General features: G+C 45.5%; 16 protein-coding genes. 15 read left to right on the forward strand and 1 reads right to left on the reverse strand.

Annotated elements, in window-relative coordinates; all coding sequences use genetic code 11:
• The first annotated feature begins 605 nt into the window (after nucleotides 1-605).
• Nucleotides 606-920, forward strand: a complete 315-nt coding sequence (locus tag ABGU93_RS14295) for a hypothetical protein (protein WP_347414094.1) — start codon at nucleotides 606-608, stop codon at nucleotides 918-920.
• A 56-nt stretch (nucleotides 921-976) separates the two neighbouring features.
• Nucleotides 977-3,634: a DEAD/DEAH box helicase gene (locus ABGU93_RS14300; protein ID WP_347414095.1), complete on the forward strand. Its 2,658-nt coding sequence runs from the start codon at nucleotides 977-979 to the stop codon at nucleotides 3,632-3,634.
• A gap of 22 nt (nucleotides 3,635-3,656) precedes the next feature.
• On the opposite strand, the gene ABGU93_RS14305 is transcribed toward ABGU93_RS14300, so the two are convergent.
• Nucleotides 3,657-4,484, reverse strand: coding sequence for a metallophosphoesterase (locus ABGU93_RS14305; protein ID WP_347414096.1), 828 nt, complete (start codon nucleotides 4,482-4,484; stop codon nucleotides 3,657-3,659).
• A 278-nt stretch (nucleotides 4,485-4,762) separates the two neighbouring features.
• Here ABGU93_RS14305 and ABGU93_RS14310 point away from each other — a divergent pair, with 278 nt between their 5' ends.
• The 13 genes from ABGU93_RS14310 (at nucleotide 4,763) to ABGU93_RS14370 (ending at nucleotide 19,797) form a co-directional block, all read left to right on the forward strand.
• Nucleotides 4,763-5,260, forward strand: a complete 498-nt coding sequence (locus ABGU93_RS14310) for a MarR family transcriptional regulator (RefSeq protein WP_347414097.1) — start codon at nucleotides 4,763-4,765, stop codon at nucleotides 5,258-5,260.
• Between the two features lie 92 nt (nucleotides 5,261-5,352).
• Nucleotides 5,353-6,519: an ArsA family ATPase gene (locus tag ABGU93_RS14315; RefSeq protein ID WP_347414098.1), complete on the forward strand. Its 1,167-nt coding sequence runs from the start codon at nucleotides 5,353-5,355 to the stop codon at nucleotides 6,517-6,519.
• Between the two features lie 44 nt (nucleotides 6,520-6,563).
• Nucleotides 6,564-6,809, forward strand: coding sequence for a hypothetical protein (locus ABGU93_RS14320; protein ID WP_347414099.1), 246 nt, complete (start codon nucleotides 6,564-6,566; stop codon nucleotides 6,807-6,809).
• 37 nt (nucleotides 6,810-6,846) lie between these two features.
• Nucleotides 6,847-8,007: an ArsA family ATPase gene (locus tag ABGU93_RS14325; RefSeq protein ID WP_347414100.1), complete on the forward strand. Its 1,161-nt coding sequence runs from the start codon at nucleotides 6,847-6,849 to the stop codon at nucleotides 8,005-8,007.
• 71 nt (nucleotides 8,008-8,078) lie between these two features.
• On the forward strand, nucleotides 8,079-9,158 hold the full coding sequence (gene buk / locus ABGU93_RS14330) for a butyrate kinase (protein WP_347414101.1): 1,080 nt from the start codon (nucleotides 8,079-8,081) through the stop codon (nucleotides 9,156-9,158).
• Between the two features lie 21 nt (nucleotides 9,159-9,179).
• Nucleotides 9,180-9,467, forward strand: coding sequence for a TfoX/Sxy family protein (locus ABGU93_RS14335; protein ID WP_347414102.1), 288 nt, complete (start codon nucleotides 9,180-9,182; stop codon nucleotides 9,465-9,467).
• A 213-nt stretch (nucleotides 9,468-9,680) separates the two neighbouring features.
• Complete coding sequence (locus tag ABGU93_RS14340) at nucleotides 9,681-10,910, forward strand: aminopeptidase (protein ID WP_347414103.1); 1,230 nt, start codon at nucleotides 9,681-9,683, stop codon at nucleotides 10,908-10,910.
• 36 nt (nucleotides 10,911-10,946) lie between these two features.
• Entirely contained in the window at nucleotides 10,947-12,845 is a 1,899-nt protein-coding gene (gene phnD / locus ABGU93_RS14345; protein ID WP_347414104.1) for a phosphate/phosphite/phosphonate ABC transporter substrate-binding protein, read from the forward strand.
• A gap of 208 nt (nucleotides 12,846-13,053) precedes the next feature.
• Nucleotides 13,054-13,281 (forward strand): hypothetical protein, encoded by a 228-nt coding sequence (locus tag ABGU93_RS14350; RefSeq protein WP_347414105.1) that lies wholly within the window; start codon nucleotides 13,054-13,056, stop codon nucleotides 13,279-13,281.
• A 43-nt stretch (nucleotides 13,282-13,324) separates the two neighbouring features.
• Entirely contained in the window at nucleotides 13,325-15,226 is a 1,902-nt protein-coding gene (locus ABGU93_RS14355) for a lectin like domain-containing protein (protein ID WP_347414106.1), read from the forward strand.
• 233 nt (nucleotides 15,227-15,459) lie between these two features.
• Nucleotides 15,460-18,105 carry a cation-translocating P-type ATPase gene (locus ABGU93_RS14360; RefSeq protein WP_347414107.1) on the forward strand — a complete coding sequence of 882 codons (2,646 nt, stop codon included), beginning with the start codon at nucleotides 15,460-15,462 and terminating at the stop codon, nucleotides 18,103-18,105.
• A gap of 159 nt (nucleotides 18,106-18,264) precedes the next feature.
• The gene (locus ABGU93_RS14365; RefSeq protein ID WP_347414108.1) at nucleotides 18,265-18,675 is read left to right on the forward strand and encodes a VOC family protein; all 411 of its coding nucleotides are present in this window, start codon (nucleotides 18,265-18,267) and stop codon (nucleotides 18,673-18,675) included.
• A 540-nt stretch (nucleotides 18,676-19,215) separates the two neighbouring features.
• Entirely contained in the window at nucleotides 19,216-19,797 is a 582-nt protein-coding gene (locus tag ABGU93_RS14370; protein WP_347414109.1) for a glycoside hydrolase family 16 protein, read from the forward strand.
• Nucleotides 19,798-19,799: the final 2 nt, after the last annotated feature.

Below are 19,799 nucleotides of genomic sequence, written 5' to 3' on the forward strand. Positions count from 1 at the left end.
GGAATAATTTGATTAAATCAGGACTGTTTTGACACTTATAATTTGACAATTAACAGCAGGACGAAACAGGAAACCGTGTTGGTTACTCTTTATTATAAATAACTCGCAACATGTTCGCAAAAACACTCGTTAAGAGTGTTTTTTAGTTGCAGTGACTGGCAGAGAGTCAAGATAACACCTGAACGTCTCGCACTCAAATGATCTTCTTTCACAAAAACATCTTAAAGTTTATTAAGTTGCCGGATAGAACTGGAAAAGATATAATAAAACAAAACCCGATTTGACGTTGGGTGACAAGAGAAATAGGGGTACAAAGAATATGGAAAGTTTACCAGTAGTGGTTCTTGTTGATTCTAATAGTGTGGTGAAAGAACGGATCAGAAGAATCTTGTCCGATAAAAATCAGTTTTCAATTAAATACCCGAACTTCAGAAGCAAGAAACCTGGAAACCCTTATATCTCAGTTAGTGTCAGAAGGTGTCGAACCGGTTGATTGTTAAACGGCTCCAGTAACATTCGGTTAATAAGGAAAACACCGTGATGAAGTCGATTTAAGTTAACGATGCAGCCGATCATAAAAGAATAACAGAAGAGCAGGAGTAGCGATGATAAAACGAATTAAAAACATCAAAGGAGTCGGAAAACGAGTCAGAGATATCAATGTTTTATTGAACCGCGAAGGGTTTTATCTACCCTGGAATGATAAGCAGATAGAATTGTACTTCAGAAGTTTGAGACAAGAAATGACAACTGCCGACTGGAATGATGAAGAAGGCAATAAAGTCAGATTGATTTTTACACCTCAGACTATCAAAGAGGACGGTTATGAAACAACCATTAACGTTATTGAGGTCGAATACTACACCATCGAGCAGATCGTCGAACAGATCCGCAGACATCTTCATGCCCAAAAGAAATAATCATTAAAAATTCAGAAACGCCGTGGAACAAAGGCGAAATAAAAAGGATAACGACAATGACTGACTACATTGAACTAATTGCCAGCTTCACCAAGAATGACTTTATCTTAGACTATGAAGCGGTGGTAAAAAAAGGGTTTACCGAAGACAAACGACAGTTTGAGCAGGCATGGCAAGCCCAATTCAGAGCGAACAAGGATCAGACTCTTTTTTATTTTGGATTTCTCAGCAATCTGGATTTTCTTTCGCCAACGATGGCCTTTATTCATCGGATCAGTGTGGAATTTTTACAGAAAATCGCCAAACAGCCTGACCTGGAGTTTTCCCGGGAAAATGTGGAGTTAAGCCTGACCTCGGACGAAATCGAAGATATTCGCAAAATAATCCCCTTTGGAAACGGGATGGCACATGTTAATGAAGGCTGGATCATCGGTATCTGGGAGCGCCTCACTCATGTCTACGGGGAAGCGATTAAAGCCTATCCGGGCACTGTGGCGGCGTTTTTAACCGAGCACCATGCCGGAATTAATGTGGCTGGGCGGATCTTTTTTCATCTGGTCGAAAATAGCGAAGACGAACGCTATCCCTTTGCTTTTCTGGCCACTTATTCCACTAAACCCGAGGATGGTAAAAAAGCGGTGCATACGCCCCTGAAAAACGCCTTGCGGGAATATCAAAATCAGCCCGAAATGCTCATTCAATTACTCTCTACCGTCAGTCGGGTGGCCGGTGTCAGTGGGTTTATTTCAGACCTGATGGAAAGTGGAGAACTGTTTTTGCCACTGAAACTGACCGCCCGGGATGCCACTGTCTTCTTAACGGAGATCCCCCTTTACGAAGAAGCCGGGATCATGTGTCGAATCCCCAACTGGTGGCGCAAGCAAACCAATCAGTTAAGGCTCAACCTGACTGTGGGGGAAAAGGAACCGGCAAAGGTAGGGATGGATGCTATTTTGTCCTTTAAAGCTAACCTCTTGTTCGGAGATTCCGCTATTTCCAAAGCAGAAGTCCAGGCGCTTCTGGCAGAAACCCAGGGACTGGCTCTGATCAAAGGAAAATGGGTGGAAATCAATCACGACCAGCTGCAAGCGGCTTTGGCGGCTTTGTCAAAAGCCGAGGCGCTGGCAGATCAACAAGAACTGACCCTGGCTCAGGCCATGCGACTGGAACTCGGCTCGGAAGAACTGATGGGGATCCCGACAACGGGGATGGAGATCCATGTATCGACAGGAGACTGGCTTCGTCAGGTGAAGGAAACCATGGCCAATCCCCAGACTTTGCAAGGCCAGCAACCGGAAGTTGGTTTTAACGGGGAACTACGACCCTACCAGCAAATCGGTTATGACTGGCTTAAATACATGGTCGACCTGCGCCTGGGGGCCTGTCTGGCCGATGATATGGGGCTGGGTAAAACCGTTCAGATTATTGCTCTGCTGGAACACTTGCGCAGTCATCGGGAGGATCGGGTGCTGCTTATTTTACCGGCATCCCTGATTGGTAACTGGGAAAAGGAAATTAAGAAATTTGCCCCGGAGATGCCGGTCTGTGTGTTGCATGGGATGGCGGCGGCCAAAGATCCGGAAACATTTTTAGCGGATTCCATCTTTTTAACCATTACCACCTATGGTATGGCCGTTCGGGTTCAAGCATTGATGGAAATCCGCTGGGATCTGATTATCCTGGACGAGGCTCAAGCCATTAAAAATCCGGGCACCAAACGAACCAAAACCATCAAGGCGCTCAAAGCCAAAACCCGAATTGCCATGACGGGAACCCCGATTGAAAATCACCTGTCGGATTTATGGTCGCTTTTCGATTTTCTGGATGGCGGGCTGCTGGGAAGTGCCAAAGAATTCACCGGGTTTACAAAGGGCTTAAAAAAGGATCCCACCGGCTATACCAAACTGCGAAGTCTGGTAAATCCCTTTATCCTGCGCCGCTTAAAAACCGATGCAGCCATTATTTCGGATCTGCCGGATAAGATCGAAATCAAAGAATATCCAGTGCTTTCAAAAAAACAGATGGTACTCTACCAGAACCTGGTCAAGGAGCTGACGAAAAAACTGGCGGAGAACGACGGGATTGCCCGTAAAGGCCTGGTTTTATCCAGCATCATCAAACTCAAGCAGATCTGTAATCATCCCGACCAGTATTTGGGTCAGGATCTTTACAAGCAGGATCACAGCGGCAAGTTTGAAATGCTGGCAAGTATTTGTGAAACGATTTACGAGAAACGGGAACGGGTGCTGGTGTTCACCCAGTTTAAAGAATTGACCGAGCCATTGGCTCAATTTCTGGAAGAAATCTTTCATCGCCCCGGTCTGGTGCTCCACGGCGGTACCCCGGTGTCCAAACGAACCGAACTGGTGGAAGCCTTTAATGGCGAAGACTACATTCCCTTTATGGTGCTGTCACTCAAAGCCGGTGGGGTTGGTCTGAACTTGACCGGTGCCAACAATGTCATTCATTTTGACCGCTGGTGGAACCCGGCGGTGGAAAACCAGGCCACCGACCGGGCCTTTCGCATCGGGCAAACCCGGGACGTGATGGTGCATAAGTTTATTACCGTCGGCACCATTGAAGAAAAAATAGACACCATGATTGAAGAAAAAAATCAGCTTGCCGGAGATATTATCCAGGCTTCCGGTGAGGGCTGGATCACCGAGCTGGACAATGAACAGCTACTGAAATTATTAAGTTTAGGTGGAATCTGATTGTTTTGTCTAAAAAGAAAAGCTAAGGGCTGACCTCAATAGCGACGATTTCGGGCACGTTCATAAAGCGAAAAGGTAGTTTTGTCATTCCAGTACCTTTGGTGACGAACAGGTTTGTTTGACCCTCGCTACCCATGCTAAACAGACCTTTCACATATTTTCTTCCATTCGCTGGCAGAATCCTTTGGGTTAAGTAAGGGAGTGAAATCTGGCCGCCATGAGTATGGCCGGCTAATACCAGCTGGATTGCATCAATGTTCATGTCATCAACAATATCCGGCTCATGGGTCAGCAGAATATTGTAGGCGCCATCAAGAGCCTCAGTGGTCAGATCCATATCCGGGTTGCCCAAATAGGCGTCGTCCTGGCCCAGCAACCGAACGTTGATTTCCGAAAGGTCCAGCCAGTTGTCGACCAAAACCTCAAACCCGGCAGTATTCATCAGATCCTCATAATTGTATTCGTCTAATAAGGCATACTCATGATTCCCCGTCACCGCAACCTTGCCATAGGTAGCCTGGATCTGGGCCAGGCTTTGGGCGATCGCTTCAGGATTGACGGTGAAATCGCCGCTGGAACCAATCAGGTCTCCGGTAAAGACAACCAGATCAGCATTTTCAGCATTTATTTTAGTAACAATTCGATCGAGTTGGTTACTATTGTTAAATTCGCCCAAGTGGGTATCGCCAAAAAAGACAATTTTAAGTGGAGCCTCAAGTCTGTTACTTTGAAGTTTTTCCCGATTCATCATTAAGAGATTGGGTTCAACATAGCGGGCATAAGAATAACATCCCGCAACAAGTGTTGCTAACGTGAAGGTTGTGATCAGTAAAAATTTTCCTAATTTCACGGGCTCTCCTTTCGGTTATTAATATGATTAGATAATTGTGAGACTTCAAGAATGTTGCGATCAGTTGTGAAATCACTTAATTGGCATTATAACCCGCAATCTTTAAGGGCTCTTTAAAAAGTAAAAGCCTGCAGATTGGGTGGGGGAGAAATGCCACCGGATCAGCCCGTGGATCAGAATAAAAAATGATAAAACAGTTGACAAATTAATACTTCGGGTATAGAATTAAATTAATTCGAATGGCGAAGTAATTAGCGAATAGCGGATAAGGAAAAACAATGGATAATAGCTTTAATGGCAATCTTGAAACAATGATTTTTGAATATATCGATAAAATAAAATATTTGTTGTCCCCGGAGATCTGGGGCAATGAACTTTTCAATTGTTCGAAGAATGAAGTGTTCGTGCTATTGCTCTTATATCGTCGAAGTGATGTGAACATGACCCAGATTGCCGATTATCTGAGCGTTCCTCTGAACACTGCCACCGGCATAGTCGCCCGGATGGAAAAGCGGGACTTGTTAGTCCGGGAAAGAAGCTCAGAAGATAAACGGGTGGTCACCATCAAACTCACCGACGGCGGCAGCGCAGCGATTCGGGACATCCTTAGCGAGATGATCCGCTATGGCCAACTGATGATGGACAGTTTTACGACCGAGGAAGTTAAACTAATCTTCAAATTGGTAGATAAGGTTATGGACACCCTCAGCCGCGATGCCAGTAAAACCGAAGCCAAACAAAGCGAACCCAAAATCAGAAAGATCATGATTGAATAAAACCGCTGCCCCCAGGCAGCATATTTTAGAAGATATACTTCGAGTTGCGAACTATTCGACAAAAGAATTATAAGATTTGAGGAGGAAATTAAATGAAACGAATTTTGATCTTTACCGGCAAAGGTGGGGTGGGCAAAACCAGCGTGGCGGCTGCCCATGCTCTTAAATCGTCGCAGGAAGGTAAAAAAACCTTAATTGTCAGTACTGACATGGCCCACAATTTGGGGGATCTGTTTAATGTTTCAATTGGAAAAGAAGAGGTTGTGGTAGCCGACAATCTTTATGCCCTGGAAATTGATCCCAACTATGTGATGGAAAAAGATTTTAAAAATTTGATGCGGGCTTTTAGCAATATGATTGGCTCAATTAATCCGGAAGGCGCTGAAATGGATGAATTTACGATGATGCCGGGGATGGATGAACTCTTTGCATTGCTTAAAATCCAGGAATTGTATAACAACAGCGACTATGAACGGATTATTGTGGACTGTGCCCCGACCGGGGAAACCCTGTCGCTGCTTAAATTTCCGGAGCTGATGTGCTGGTATATGGATAAGTTTTTTCCGATTGGGAAGGTGGCGGTGCGAATTTTGTCGCCGGTTTCAAAATCATTATTTAAGATTCAATTGCCTGACCGCCATGCTATGAGTGATATCGAAACTCTCTATGTTAAACTGATTGAACTTCAGGAACTGTTGAAAAACAAGGAAGTGTCTTCAGTGCGGTTGGTGACCATTCCTGAGAAAATGGTGGTGGAAGAAACCAAACGGAACTATATGTACATGAAACTTTATAACTACAATGTCGACGGCATCTTTATCAACCGCATCCTGCCTCGCGAAATTGGCAACCCTTTTTTTGAGGAGTGGATCACCATCCAAAAAAAATACATCGGCGAAATTGAGGCCTGTTTTAACCAGATTCCCAAATATTATATTCCCTGGTACGACACCGATTTGCTGGGTTTGGATGCCATCAATCGGATCTGTGATGATGTCTTCGCTGAAAGAATTGATTTATTTGAGATCAAGGCGGATATTGAAGGGGAGAAATACGAGCAGACCGAAAGCGGTTATGATCTGAAACTTTTTTTACCGAATATTACCAAGGATGAGGTGGCGGTTAATCTGTCTGGATCGGATGTGATTGTTAAAATCGGCAATTACAAGCGTAATATTCCGATGCCCAATACCCTCAGAGGGATGGTCGTGACATCGGCGAAATTTGATCAAAATACCCTGGTCATTGCGTTTCAGTAGAAATTTCGCAAAAATGATTAAGGAAAATAAGGGAGGCCTAAATAATGAACCGTGAATTTATTAAAAACATGATCCTGGCTAAGCAATATGAACGTGATGCTTTTTTAGCGCTGTTATCGCCGAGTATCGCCCAACATGCCCAGGTGATTGAAAAAGAAGTTAAAGGGATGATCTTTGATATCGCTAAGGAATGGGCTGTTGATGTAAGCAGTGCGGTAAACGCCGCTGAAAAAGAAAAAACGGATGGGCTGGACAGCGAGATAAAAGTCCAAAAAGTCACCATTGATTAATTGCATAAAAAAAGATCAAATAAAAAGGGAGAAGACAATGCGAATCATTTTATATACTGGTAAAGGCGGCGTCGGTAAAACCAGTGTGGCCGCCGCAACGGCTGTAAAACTGGCCAAAGACGGAAAAAAGGTTTTAATTATGAGTACCGACCAGGCTCATAGTCTATCAGATTCCTTTGGCGTAAAGCTGGCAAACACCCCCGTTAAGATTAGCGACAAGCTCTGGGGTCTGGAAATTGATGCCATCCTGGAAGGCGAACGCGCATGGGGTAATATGAAAAACTATATGAAGGAATTGCTGACGGCCAGAGCCGAAGGGGGCATTGAAGCCGAAGAACTGTTGGTCTTTCCGGGACTGGAAGAATTGTTTTCGCTATTTAAAATCACCGATATTTATGAGCAAAACCAGTACGATGTGTTGATTGTCGACTGCGCTCCCACCGGGGAGACCCTGTCGCTGTTAAAATTTCCGGAAATGTTTGGTAACATGATCAAAACGGTATTGCCGGTGAAAAAGAAGGCGGTTAAGGTGGCTGGCCCGATGGTCGAGAAAGTCATGAAAATCCCCATGCCTGAGGACAATGTCTTTGATGATGTGGAACAATTAAATGAAAAACTCTATCAGCTGCAGGCGATCATGACCAACAAAGAAATTCTCAGCATCCGGATTGTCACCACCCCGGAGCGGATTGTCATCAAAGAGGCCAAGCGAAATTTCACCTATCTGCACTTGTACAACTACAACATCGATGCGGTGATTGTCAATAAGGTCTATCCACCCAAAGCCCTGGATGGCTATTTCTGCAAATGGATCAATTTGCAGGAAGAAGGGCTGAAGGAAATTCGCGAGAGTTTTTCCGAGGTGCCGGTATTCACCCTGATGCTGCTTAATAAGGAACTAGCCACCGAATCAATTTTGCTGGAAGCCGCAAAGCAGATTTTCGGCGCAACCGATCCCGCGGCTGTTTTATTTAAGGATAAAATCTTTGAGGTGAAAAAGGAAGAAGACGGTTACGACTTTATTTTAAATATCCCCTTTGCCGATAAGGCCGACATGGATATGGGTCAAAAAGGCAGTGAATTGATGATCCAGATCAAGAATGAAAAACGCTGCTTCACCCTGCCGGATATACTCCGCAATAAAACGGTTCAAAAGGCCAGATATGAAGAGGGGCAGTTGCATATAAAATTTGCATAAAGTCAGAATTGGGTTTACAATGGTATCGAAGAAATCTGTCGAAATCAATGGAAATGAGAGGAAGACGGTCGTTGAAGACGTATTTTATTTTAACCATCAATCCCGGCTCAACCTCCACAAAAATTGCCGTTTTTGAAAATGAAAGGGAGCTGTTCAGCCAGTCGGTTGAGCATGATAGTGCCTGCCTTGAGGCCTTTCAAACTGTTAATGATCAGTTTGAATTCAGGAAAAAGACAGTCCTGAAAATTCTGACTGCCCGCCAGTTCGAGCTTAATAAACTAGCGGCTGTGGTGGGTCGAGGCGGCTTGCTGCCGCCCATCGATGCGGGCGGTTATGCCGTCAATCAGGCCATCAAAGACCTGATTCTGGCAGGCTGTCTTTCACCCCATGCCGCCAATCTGGGGGCCCTGCTGGCGGATGCCATTGCCGGGCCGCTGGGAATCCCCGCCTTTATCTATGATGCGGTTTCATCAGATGAAATGGAGGATGTCGCCCGAATTACCGGCTTTCCCGAGATTCACAGAAAGAGCCTTTGCCATGTTTTAAACAGCAAGGCCATGGGCAGAAAATATGCTAATGAAATGGGAAAAACCTATACCGAGATGGATCTGGTGATTGCCCATCTCGGAGGCGGAATTTCCATCAGTGCCCATAAAAAGGGACGGATCATCGATGTGATTGCCGATGATACCGGCCCTTTTTCGCCGGAACGCTCCGGCGGCGTCCCCTTATTGGCCCTGGTCGATCTGATTTATAGTAAGCAATATCAGAAAAATGAGCTGCTTAAAAAAATCCGCGGCCAGGGCGGCTTAAAAGCCCATCTGGGCACCGCGGATATCCGGGAAATCGAAAAGTGGATAATATCCGGAGATAAGAAGGCAAAGCAGATTTATGAGGCCCAGGCTTATCAGATCGCCAAAGGCATCGGTGAAATGGCGGCGGTGTTAAAAGGCGAAATCGACGGGATTATCCTTACCGGTGGCATGGCCTATTCGGAAAAACTGACCAACATGATTACAGCATACATCGCCTTTCTGGCCCCGGTTAAATGTCTGCCCGGGGAGAACGAAATGGAAGCCCTGGCGCTGGGCGGATTAAGACTGTTAAGGGGCGAAGAAGAAGCCCATATATTCAGTAGTGATTTTAAGTAATAAGAATGGAGACCATACGATATGAATAAAAATAAACTGAACTGTGAAACTGATAACCCTGATCTCACCAGTCTGCCCAATATTGGTAAAGAAATGAAAAAACAATTATTGGCGGTAGGCATCCAAACCCCAGATGATCTGGCCGCCATTGGCAGCAGAGAAGCCTGGCTTAAGATCCGGGCGGTCGATCCTTCAGCCTGCTATAATCGCCTCTGTGGCCTGGAAGGCGCGATCCGGGGAATCCGTTGGCATCATCTGGATGAAACGGTTAAAATTGAACTCAAAGCATTTTACGAGGCCAATCACTGACAAATTGTTCCCAGTTGAAATTTTGATTTAGTGCTTTTTACAAATTTTTCTTGTTTCTTTATTTGATGAAAGTGATATAATTTTTAACATAAGTACGCAAAAAAATAAAAAGTAATAATTTTACAAAAAAAGCAGATTCTGTGCAGCGTATGTTTATCTGAAAAAACTGGCTTCATATTTTGCAACGATACAAAAGAAAAAGAGGAAACACAAATGGACCATATGGAAAAACTAAGGGAATATGCCCGACTTGTAGTCCGAACTGGGGCAAATGTACAGAAGGACCAGTTAACGGTGGTAAATTGTTCGGTAGAAAATTTTGAATTTGGACGGATGATTGTCAGCGAGGCATACAAAGCCGGAGCCAGAGATGTAATCGTCTTCTGGAACGATGTCAAAACCAGTCGACTTCGTTTTGATAACGTGGGTCTCGAGGTTTTGCGGAACATCCCTAATTGGCTGGCCGAATCCCGGAACTATTATGGCGAACAGAAAGCGGCGGTGATTTCCATTGTTGGCAACGATCCGGAGGCTTATAAAGGGGTGGACAGCGAAAAACTGAAAACCAGCAGCAAGGCCTCAGCCAAAGCATTTGAGCCCTATTATAAAAAGATGATGAACAGTGAATTCCAGTGGTGTGTGGCGGCTGTCCCTGAGGCCAAATGGGCAATGAAGGTCTTTCCAGAGCTTTATGAACAGGAAGCGATTGCCAAGCTCTGGGATGCCATTTTTGATGCCGTGCGCATTGGCGAAGGTGACGCCGTCAAAGCCTGGAATGACCATAAAGCCATACTGGCCGAAAAATGCCGGATCCTTAATGATGCTCATTTTGACGCGCTTCGATATAAAAACAGTATCGGCACCGATTTTACCGTGGGTTTACAGAAAGATCATATCTGGGAAGGAGGCGGCGAGTTTACCCCGGATCAAGTCTACTTTTTTGCCAACATGCCCACCGAAGAGATTTTTACCGCCCCGGATTGTTATCGGGCCGAAGGGACCCTGGTTTCATCACTACCACTTTCTTATCAAGGAAACCTGATTGAGAATTTCAGTCTGACCTTTGTTGATGGCAAGGTGACTGACTTCCAGGCAGAAAAAGGGGCAGAATACCTCAAGATCCTGATTGAAACCGACGAGGGATCAAGGCGGTTGGGAGAAGTGGCACTGGTTCCCTATGATTCACCGATTTCGAATATGGGAATTCTTTTCTATGATACCCTGTTTGATGAAAATGCCGCCTGTCATTTTGCGCTGGGGGAATGCTATCCCACTAATATTCAGGATGGGGGCAAGATGACCAAAGAAGAACTGCTTGCCGCCGGTGGCAATCAGTCGGATACCCATGTGGATTTTATGATCGGTACCAAAGATTTGGAGATTACCGGGATTACCAAAGAAGGACATGAAATCAGCATTTTTAAAAACGGAAACTGGGCGTAAAATGACATCACAAATTTGAGAACGGAGATACAGATCATGGATGAGATAAAAAATGAAATCAATTTGGAAAATATTCACGAAGAGGTCAAGACCATTGCGCAAACATCGGACGAGCTGAAACAAAATATAATGACTCTGGAAGAAAGCTCGGCCCAGTCCGTGGAAATATTAAATGAAAACAAAGCCACCATGAATAGTATTTTAAACCTGCTCACGGCCATGGCAGAAAAGGACCAACCTGTGGAAGATGAAGAAAAGGACAATGTCAACAGCGAGCTTTTTTCACTGCTGGAAACCATGGACTTTGACATCAAAAAGTTAAGCTGGTTTTCTGAAGAAAACGTAAAAGTCTTTAACACCATCGTGGCCCAGGCCGAAGAAATTTCCAAACTAAGCGAAGAAAATGCCGCCAGTACCTATGAAATTAACTCGGAAATCAATCGTTTTACTGAAGTATCCAACAAGCTTCAGGGGAATATTGTCCGAATCGAAGAAAATTCCAGCCAGTCGGTTGACATGCTCAACGAAAATAGATCCACCATCGAAAGTATATCCGATCTGTTACTGGATCTCATTGATGGTGTTAAGCAAGCCTCGGGGATTAATGATGAACTCGATGGCTCGTCCAAACAGATCAGTAAGTTTGTGGACTATATCAAGGATATTTCCCGGCAAACCAATCTGCTGGCCCTGAATGCCAGCATTGAGGCGGCCCGGGCCGGTGCTGCCGGTAAGGGGTTTTCGGTGGTAGCGGAAGAAATCAAACGGCTGTCTGACAGCACCGCTACCTTTGCGACCGAAATCGAACAGATTGTTAATCAGGTGATAGTGGAAGTGGATCGATCCAATACCGCCATTGAACGGTGTACCACCCGGACCAGAGACATTGAAAATGCCGCCCAGAAATCCGGCGATGTTATCGAAGAAATTCAAAAAGTGTTGATTGAGTTAAACAACTCCATGAATCAAATCAAAGAGATTTCCAGCCTTCAGGTGGATACCTCTCATGGCATCCAGTCCTCCATCGGTATGGTATCCGACGCGGTGGACACGACCCATCGGGTAACCACTAATACCATCAGCACAATTGTGACGCAAAAGGCTAAAAATATTGAACTACTGGATTATTGTACCAAGCTATCGGAAATGGCCAGCAATGTTCAGAAGCTCACCGCCAAAAATAAAAATAAAAATGAAATTATCTTTGGGGTTAATCCCTTTACCTCACCAGAAAATATCAAAACCATGTATGTTCCGATCTTAAATGGGGTCTTCAAAAAAATCGGTTATAAGGTTCGGACCATGATTGTTAAGGATTATGATGCTCTCAGCGAAGGCATGAAGGAAGGTATCATTGACGTGGCCTGGTTCTCGCCTTTTGCCTATGTCAACGCCCATGAAAAAATTGGTATCGAGCCCCTGGTATCACCCCGAGTCAACGGCAAGGTATCGTACAACGGCTACATCATCACCCGCAAAGACAGCGGCATCAGCAGCCTAAGTGGATTAAGAGGCCGCAGTTTTGCCTATGTGGATGAGGGCAGTGCTTCGGGCTATCTCTATGCTCAGCATATTATCAAATCCGAAGGCATGAATCCCAAGACTGTCTTCAGTAAGACATCCTATCTGGGCAGTCACGACAGTGTTATCAAAGCGGTGTTGTCCCGGGAATATGATGCCGGAGCTACCTATAACGAGGCCATGGAAGGGGCGGAAAAAAGCGGCATAAATTTGGATGAATTCAGAATCATTGCTAAAACCCCGGACATCCCGAAGGATGCCATTGCCGCTAATCCGAATCTACCAAAAGAATTCACGGCGCTGTTAAGACAGGCTTTTGTGGAATACGTGAAGGCTCCCAATATCAAATCACCGGTAGAAGGATTTGTGGAAAGCGACGATGCCAAATATGATGTGATCCGGGAAGTAATGTAGGGTGTTAAAAAAATGGATTATGGGGTATAATTTCCTAGAATAGAATTATGGGAGGTTTATCATGATCGTATTGATTATTAAAACACTAGTTCTCGATCAGAAAATGATGACCGCCGTTAAATCCGGCGGTTATTTTTTTGATCAGAGCGGCTAAAATCATTGTTCAGTAGTACCTGAATAACACTTAGGCTAATTATCGGAGGAAATAATGGATAAAGTAACAGATGTCAGAAATAAATTTGCCCGGGAAATATCGGAAATTCTTTTTTTGTTGAAAGAAGTGGGGAGTGGTCGGATCTATGGCTTCCCCGGGAACTGTACCCCGGGAGATGACGAATTGAAAACCAATGTTGACACCCTCACCGAAAAATTTAACGATTTGCTTGATCAGATCGAATCCGGAAAGGATCCGGTAACGGGAGAATCAGCGGAGTAAACAGATTAAAGATAAGGCCAATAAAGAGAAAAAAGGAGCGAGAATGAAAAAAAATTTAAAGAAATCACTGTCATTGCTGCTGGTCAGTTTAATACTGACTGTTTTAGTTCCGGCCAGTGCCTGGGCTTTAGAAGATGCCACAGAGCCAACAGCAGCACCTTTAAATCCGGCTTTTGTTCAATACCTGGATGAACTCAATTCGGGAACCCTTAATACCTCAGCCATTGACGGCCATTCCCGGGGTTATATCCCCCCACCACTGCAGCGTTATGAGGGTCCGTCTGAGACCGCAATAACCGCGGCGGCAACGTTTCCGACCGCCTACGATCTCCGGGATAGCAGACGTATTACGGACATCCGTAGCCAGGGGGATTATGGCAGCTGCTGGGCCTTTGCCAGTCTGGCATCTTTGGAATCCTATCTCAAAAAAGATACAACGGTAGATTTATCAGAAAACAACCTGATGTGGAACAGCGGTTTTGATATCACCCCGGATGAGGGGGGAAACTATACCATGGCCACTGCCTACCTGGCGCGGTGGAGTGGCCCGGTCAGTGAAAGCAGTGATCCCTATGACACCCCGAAAAAGACCGGATTAGCGCCGGTCTATCATGTTCAGGAAGTAGAATCGATTCCCAACTTGCCGTCGGCGATTAAGCAGGCCCTGATGGATGGTGGGGCGCTTTATACTTCGATGTATTCGGGTTTATTTGAGAGTAACGATTATTATAATAGTGATAATGCCGCTTTTTATTATGATGGCGATGAAAAACCCGATCATGATGTGGTGATTGTTGGCTGGGATGATAATTACAGCCGCAATAATTTTAATAAAACACCAGAAGGTGATGGTGCCTGGATTATCCGTAACAGTTGGGGAGCTGACTGGGGTGACGGCGGTTATTTCTATTTGTCCTATTATGATAGCTATGCCGGGAGCAATGTGACAGCCTTTCACAATGCCCAAGCCACCGATAATTACAGCCAGATTTATCAGTATGACCCCTTGGGTAATATCTCGGCCATGGGCTACACGGATGATGATCAAACAGCATGGGGAGCCAATATCTTTACGGCGGCTGCCAGTGATAATCTGACTGCGGTGAGTACCTATGCATTAACTCCTGGCACGACAGTTGAGATTAAGGTGTATACCGATGTCAATGATGGCAAGCCAAGTAGCGGTACCTTGAGGACCACCCAGACGGCAACCTTCCCGCGGGGCGGTTATTATACCATCGATCTGGACAATCCGGTGGCACTGGTGGCCGGACAGAAGTTTGCAGTCGTTATCAAATTCAGGACCCCGGGAACCAATGATTCAGTACCGGTCGAAAGTCGTTTTGAAAACTATAGCAGTGCCGTGAGTGCCAATCCGGGAGAAAGTTTTACCAGCAATACGGGAACGGGCGGATGGTACGATACTTCGAAAAAGATGTTCAGCAATGTCTGTATCAAAGCTTTTACCGAAAGTCGGGACACTTTTGCCAATTGTCTCTATCGCACCCATGTCCAGGATGTGGGCTGGCAGAATTGGCAAACCAACGGCGGGGTCAGCGGTACCTCCGGTCAAGCCCTGCGTCTGGAAGGAATTGAGATAAAAATGGATACCCGTGGTTATGATCTGGGCATGGAATACTGTACCCATGTACAAAATCAGGGCTGGCAGGGTTTTGAGAACAACGGTGTGATGAGCGGAACATCCGGAAAATCGCTCCGGCTGGAAGCCATTAAAATCCAGTTAACTGGTGCTGATGCTGGCCAGTTCGATGTGTATTACCGGGTCCATGCTGAAAACATCGGCTGGATGGACTGGGCAATGAATGGTGATGAAGCCGGCACCGCCGGATTTGGTTACCGATTGGAAGCGATTGAGATTCAGGTGCTGCCGCAAGGCTCCCCGGCACCTGGCCCCACCGCGCAACCATTTCTTGAAAACATTTAACAAAAAAATCCGGAGCATTATCTTGACAAAGATAATGCTCCGGGGTAAAATAAAAAAGTTATGAGGGAGTAATTTGCGCGATTCGCGTGATAAGTCAACATGCATGGTAGAAATACCTGGCTTATCTTAATGAGTGAGACTCATGTACAGTTTTTCTGTACTTGGGTTATTTTTTCCAGGTGCAGAGGCATCTGGTTTTTTTATGCCGAAAATTATTCTTGAAGGAGGATTGGATGAAGACGTATTTGCAGACTTCGGAAGAAGTACTAAAGGAGTTAAACTCCGGGAGAGAGGGGCTTTCCCAGACTGAGGCCAGCAAGAGGCTTGAACAAAACGGGAAAAACAAGCTCAACGAAGCCAAAAAAGATTCAATAGCGGTGCGGCTGCTCAATCAATTAAAAGATCCGATGATTGTGATTCTGATCGCCGCCGCGATTATTTCAGGTATCACCGCGGCTTATTCAGGCGAATCCTTTGCGGATGTGATCATCATTATGGCAGTGGTCATTATCAATTCAGTGTTGGGCGTCTATCAGGAAAGCAAGGCCGAAAAAGCCATCGAAGCCCTCCAGGCCATTTCGGCGGCCACCTCCCGGGTCAAGCGGGACGGTAAGATCCTGGAAGTCAAAACCGAAGACCTGGTCGTGGGCGATGTGATCCTACTTGAAGCTGGAGATTCAGTTCCGGCGGACGCCAGGCTGCTGGAGAGTGCCAGCCTGAAAATTGAAGAAGCGGCCCTGACCGGAGAAAGTGTCCCGGTCGGCAAGGTGATCTGTGCTTTAAATCTGGGAGATCAAAAAGATATTTCGCTGGGCGATCGCAAGAACATGGTCTACATGGGCAGTGCCGTGGTTTACGGCCGCGGTTCGGCAACGGTTGTAGCGACTGGCATGCAAACCGAAATGGGTAAGATTGCCGAAGCCATTACCCAGGCCAAAGAACATGCGACTCCGCTGCAGATCAAGCTTAATCAGTTAAGCAAGGTATTGAGCTGGCTGGTTCTGGGCATCTGTATTTTCATTTTTGCCCTGAGCCTGGTGCGTTTACATCTGGGTGAAGGCATTACCGGTATCGGGGTCTTAAATACCTTTATGGTGGCGGTATCGCTGGCGGTCGCCGCCATTCCTGAAGGTCTGGCGGCGGTGGTTACCATTGTTCTTTCCATCGGTGTGACCAACATGGCCAAAGAAAAAGCAGTGATTCGTAAACTAACCGCCGTTGAAACCCTGGGTTGTACCCAGGTGATCTGTTCTGATAAAACCGGAACCCTGACTCAAAACAAGATGACCGTTGTGGATCACTTCGGTTTTGATGAACATTTGTTAGGCCGAACCATGACTCTCTGTAATGATGCCCGTTTAAATGAAGAAAACAAGGCCGAAGGGGAGCCCACCGAGGCCGCCCTGGTTAATTACGGTTTTTCGCTGGGTTTGAAAAAGTATGACATGGAAGCGCAAACCCCGCGGGTTGGGGAAGCACCCTTTGATTCCGGCCGAAAGCTGATGAGTACCATTCACAAAATGGCAGACGGAAGCTTTACCCAGTATGTTAAAGGGGCCCCGGATGTGCTGATCGCCCGCTGTAGCACCTACTGGGACGGCAATGCCCAGCTACCGATCACAGATGATATCTGTGAAGAAATCAGACAGGCTAATAAAAGTTTGGCAGATCAGGCGCTTCGGGTGCTGGCCAGCGCCTTCCGCAACTGGGATAGCATGCCGGAAGATCAGTCACCGGATTTTCTGGAGCATGAGCTGTGTTTCGTTGGCTTAACCGGCATGATTGATCCGATCCGGCCGGAGGTCAAGGGTGCCATTACCCAGTGTAAGTCAGCCGGTATCCGACCGGTAATGATCACCGGAGACCACCGGGATACCGCCATTGCCATTGCCAAACAATTGGGGATCATTTGCGATCCCAAAGAAGCGATCACGGGAGCCCAACTCGATGACATCAGCGAAGAGCAATTGAAACTGGATATTGGCAACTATTCGGTGTATGCCCGGGTTCAGCCGGAACATAAGGTTCGAATTGTTAAAGCCTGGCAGAATCACGGCATGATCGTAGCGATGACCGGCGACGGCGTCAACGATGCGCCGTCCATTAAAACCGCCGACATTGGAGTCGGAATGGGGATCACTGGTACAGATGTCACAAAAAATGTTGCTGATATGGTACTGGCAGATGATAATTTTGCCACAATTGTCAATGCTGTGGAGGAAGGCCGTCGTATTTACGACAATATTCGCAAGGCCATCCAGTTCCTGCTATCTTCTAATTTGTCGGAAGTTATCGCCATCTTCGTGGCCACCCTTTTAGGGTTCACGATCCTGAAACCGGTCCATTTACTGTGGATCAACCTGATCACCGACTCTTTCCCGGCCATTGCCTTAGGAATGGAAGGTGAGGAAGCCGATACGATGAAAAATCCGCCTCGTGAAGCAAATGAGGGTATTTTCTCCCGTGGGCTGGGGGTCGATGTGATCTGGCAGGGCCTTATGGTGGCGCTGGTCACTATTGTCGCCTACTTCGTGGGTCACTATATGGAAGCTGGAGTATGGGAAATTGCCGAAAGTGCTGATGGCATGACCATGGCATTTTTAACCTTATCGATGGCCGAAATGTTCCATTCACTGAATATGCGCAGCAGACGTCAGTCCATCTTTAAAATGCAGCACCAGAACAAATTTTTGTTCTTGGCGATGGCGGTTTCTTTGGTTCTGACAACAGCGGTTATTTTTATCCCACCGATTGCCGCAGCATTTGAATTTGAACCAATCAGTCTGGCTGAGTACTTTGCCGCCATGGGTCTTGCTGTGGTCGTGATTCCAATTGTTGAAATCGTAAAATTCTTTCAAAGAAAATATGAAGTTAAATAATTCGCGATCTGCTAATTAGGTCTGTTGGCATCTGGGCATTATTGCACAGATGCCTTTTTTCTTATAAATATTTAAGAGCGTCTTTAAAGCCATTGCTGTTGGGTATAAAAAGTTTAGAATCAGAAATTCAGAGCCGATTATAAATAAAGGAGAGAACAAATGAAGATTGGTCCTTACATTAATTTTCCCGGTAATTGCCTGGAAGCGGTGATGTTTTACAAGGAAGTATTTAGAACAGAGGAACCTCAGATCATGACCTTCGGCGAAATGCCAGCAGATCCAAGTTATTTAATGCCGGATAGCGTTAAGGCTCTTGTGGCGAATGCCCAACTGAATATTAATGGTAACACGATTATGCTTTCTGATGTACCGCCGGGCATGCCTTTTACCGGAGGTAATAATATTACCCTTGTCATTACTGATGATGATTTGGAAGAAATCAAACGACTTTTTAACAGATTAAGCGAAGAAGGCTCAGTTGAGATGCAGCTGCAGGAAACCTTCTGGAGTAAGGCTTATGGTTCTTTAACTGATAAGTTCGGCATTGGCTGGCAAATATCGGCTGAATAATCACTTTTGATCGTGTAAAGAATTAAATCAAACATTAGCCAAAGTCTAAAGGAACCGAGGCGTGGGCTTCTGATTTTTTAGGACTGGAAGAAGGATTTGGAGTTGCTTATGAAAGATTAAACCTTATTCATGTGAAAATGAAGGCAAATCCAGCAAACCGAAGACACCTACAATTTTAGAATGTCTTCAGTTTTTTGAAATTATTTCTCCCAATAATAATTACTATCTCTTCTGGGGACTATCAGACCATAAAATTTAAGCGGTTAAGCATACTTATAACGAATTATTTAATTATTCAAAAATAAGCATAGAGAAATGGAAAGAACACTGATAGAATAGAAATAATATTTATATGAAAGCCATTTAATAGTGACTAGATAAGCCGGAAAATTGATATTTGCAGAGAAAGGAAACATTGGTATGAAGAGGTCGTTGATCATCCTCATGATTGTTTTGGGATGCTCGCTTATTGGTATGATGATATATATCTTTCGGGTAAACCAGTCATCTCCGAACAACAACCCTGAAAAAAACAATGCTATGCATCAGGAGGAATTTGATGTTCTCGATGAGAGCATTTGGTCTGTCTCCGACAAAAACCTCGGACGAACGTTGCTGAGTTCTGAAAATGTTGAGGTCAAGGATGGATATCTTAACATCAGCATACCTGCCAATACCCTGCAGGGTGGGGAACTCGTTAAACAGCAAGCGGTGACCTATGGCAGCTATGAAACCCTCATGAAACTGCCGGAAGCGCCTTCATCCATCACTGGTTTTTTTCTCTATGCACCACCGGATTATTTTTATGAAATTGACATTGAAATATACAATTCCAGAGAAGGAAAGCTCTTATTGACCACCTATGCTGATGGAGCGGTGCAAAACGAATATGTGGGAAAGCTGGGCTTTGATCCCACCGCTGACTTTCACAATTACCGCTTTGACTATACTGTCGATCGGATCGCCTTTTATGTGGACAGCAAGTTTATTCTGGAATGGGATGAGGGATTTCCGGATCAGCAACCGATGCAGCTGATGGTTAACACCTGGTTTCCTAACTGGCTGGAAGGCACCCCGGCATCATCAGATCAGGTTCTCCTGGTCGATTGGATTAGATATTAGGA

It is taken from the genome of Acetobacterium sp., assembly GCF_039830195.1.
Classification (GTDB): Bacteria; Bacillota; Clostridia; order Eubacteriales; family Eubacteriaceae; genus Acetobacterium.